At 54.1% G+C, this 2,036-nt stretch carries 2 tRNA genes and 2 rRNA genes (1 of these 4 cut by a window edge); all 4 read right to left on the minus strand.

The features are described from left to right. Positions 1 to 746, minus strand: a 23S ribosomal RNA gene (locus BG260_RS13660); it reaches 2,279 nt to the left of the window's first position. 342 nt (positions 747 to 1,088) lie between these two features. Further along, a tRNA-Ala gene (locus tag BG260_RS13665) sits at positions 1,089 to 1,162 on the minus strand. A 15-nt stretch (positions 1,163 to 1,177) separates the two neighbouring features. After that, a tRNA-Ile gene (locus BG260_RS13670) sits at positions 1,178 to 1,251 on the minus strand. Positions 1,252 to 1,336: 85 nt separating this feature from the next. After that, a 16S ribosomal RNA gene (locus BG260_RS13675) occupies positions 1,337 to 2,036 on the minus strand; the annotation flags it as partial.

Genomic DNA, 2,036 nt, shown 5'->3' on the forward strand with positions numbered 1-2,036 from the left:
CAACTCGTAGGCTCATTATACAAAAGGCACGCCGTCATCCCGACACATGACTCAGTCCACAAAACATCCCGCCACCAACAGCTATTTCACTGCCATGGCTGGGGCTTTTCGCTCGCTCCCGAAGGCTTTCGGGACGGCTCGCGTAAAGCTCGTCTTATAGACTCAGTCATGCATCGAGACTCCGACCGCTTGTAAGCGCACGGTTTCAGGTACTATTTCACTCGCCTTCTCGGCGTTCTTTTCACCTTTCCCTCACGGTACTAGTCCACTATCGGTCATACAGACGTATTTAGCCTTGGCGGATGGTGCCGCCAGATTCATGCAGGATTTCGCCGGTCCCGCACTACTCAGGATCCTTACCAACCAACGCCAGCTTCACTTACAGGGCTTTCACCTTCTGTGGCGCTGCTTTCCAGACAGCTTCAATTCACCTTGATTGGTCTTATGGTAAGTCCTACAACCCCACAGGATGCAAGCATCCCCTGGTTTGGGCTACCTCCCGTTCGCTCGCCACTACTTGGGAAATCACTATTGTTTTCTCTTCCTAAGGGTACTTAGATGTTTCAGTTCCCCTCGTAAGCCTCCGTCAGCTGACGGATATCCCGGTAAACCGGGATGGGTTGCCCCATTCGGACATCCGCGGATCAACGCTTCTTTGCAGCTCCCCGCAGCTTTTCGCAGCTTGGCACGTCCTTCATCGCCTCTGTATGCCTAGGCATCCACCGTACGCCCTTTTCTACTTGTTCCTTGCATGGCTTGCACATATCGTACAGCCACCCAATTCACATGAGCTCGATTTTTTTTACCTCGTTATACTACTCGATTATTTAAGAATCTGTTCGATTCTTTAAGAATCTTGTTTTTGGTTAATTGTACCCACCTCGCGGCGAGAACAACTAACTCTCATCTTACCTCAGTACGTCAAAGAACTTGCCTGCACCAGGCAGGCAAAAGAAGATTGCCGGGGCGTCGATCCCCATCCGGCCCAGCCCGGGTCTCCCCAAACTTACCGCACATCTTTTGTCTTGTTCACTATGTTAAAAACCTCCTGTAAAGCCCCGGGATAAACTCCTCACCCCCTCGCTCTGTGGAGCTACGGGGATTCGAACCCCGGACCCCCTGCTTGCAAAGCAGGTGCTCTAGCCAGCTGAGCTATAGCCCCTCCTGGTGCGAACAGTGGGCTTGGCAGGAGTTGAACCTGCGACCTCACGCTTATCAGGCGTGCGCTCTAACCACCTGAGCTACAAGCCCATTCGGCAGACAGCGCCGCCTGCCCGTTGCCCCGGAAGGCATCAAAGTATAGACAGATTATTGGCAAGCCCCAGAGAACTTATTCCTAGGAGGTGATCCAGCCGCACCTTCCGGTACGGCTACCTTGTTACGACTTAGCGCCAGTTACCAGGCTTACCCTAGGCAGCTGCCTTCCACCAAAGGTGGATTAGCACGCCGACATCAGGTACTCCTGACTTCCATCGCTTGACGGGCGGTGTGTACAAGGCCCGGGAACGTATTCACCGCGTCATTGCTGATACGCGATTACTAGCGATTCCACCTTCATGGAGTCGAGTTGCAGACTCCAATCCGAACTGGGAATGGCTTTCGAGATCTGCAGCCCGTCGCCGGGTAGCTTCCCTCTGTACCATCCATTGTAGCACGTGTGCAGCCCCGGACATAAGGGCCATGATGACTTGACGTCGTCCCCACCTTCCTCACTACTTGCGTAGGCAGTCTGGCTAGAGTCCCCACCATTACGTGCTGGTAACTAACCACAGGGGTTGCGCTCGTTGCGCCACTTAAGGCAACACCTCACGGCACGAGCTGACGACAGCCATGCAGCACCTTCTCAGCCGCCCCGAAGGGAAGGTCCGTTTCGGGACCGGTCGCCTGAGATTTAGCCCGGGTAAGGTTCTTCGCGTTGCATCGAATTAAGCCACATGCTCCACCGCTTGTGCGGGCCCCCGTCAATTCCTTTGAGTTTCATTCTTGCGAACGTACTCCCCAGGTGGTATGCTTACTGCGTTAACTGCGTCACTGAA

This window comes from Rhodohalobacter halophilus (genome assembly GCF_001715195.1).
GTDB lineage: Bacteria > Bacteroidota > Rhodothermia > Balneolales > Balneolaceae > Rhodohalobacter > Rhodohalobacter halophilus.